Annotated in this window: 1 protein-coding gene; it reads left to right on the top strand. The window is 44.1% G+C overall.

Annotation, left to right across the window (positions count from 1 at the left end):
* A partial coding sequence (locus BB427_RS02745; RefSeq protein ID WP_139119004.1) for an IS110 family transposase occupies positions 1-465 on the top strand: 465 nt, incomplete at both ends.

Below are 465 nucleotides of genomic sequence, written 5' to 3'. Positions count from 1 at the left end.
CATGACACAGTCTAATTTAATCGCTATCGACTTGGCAAAAAACATTTTCCAAGTAGCACAGCTGAAAGGCAATAAACTCAAGTTTAATAAGCCAATGAAACGCGAACCTATGCTTGAGTTGCTAGCAAAAGCCGAGGGTTCAAAGGTTGTGATGGAAGCTTGTGGTAGTGCCCAGCATATTGCTCGCACAGCACTGTCACTGGGGCATGATGTCATGTTGCTTCCCCCTAAATTTGTTAAAGCGTTTAGGCAAGGCCAAAAAACCGATGCGAACGATGTCCTCGCCATTGCCAGTGCAAGCCAAGCATACAACGTGAAGCCCTGTAAAATCATGACGGTTGAAGAGCAAACGTTGCAGTCATTGAGCCAAGCGAGAACCTTAGTAGATAAACAAAAGACCCAGCTTTCAAATCAAATACGTTGCTTGCTATTAGAGTTTGGTGTTGTCATTAATCAAGGCGATGC

The organism is Pseudoalteromonas sp. BMB, assembly GCF_001709235.1.
In the GTDB taxonomy this organism is placed as follows: Bacteria; Pseudomonadota; Gammaproteobacteria; order Enterobacterales; family Alteromonadaceae; genus Pseudoalteromonas; species Pseudoalteromonas maricaloris.
This window is presented reverse-complemented; position numbering and strand designations above follow the sequence as displayed.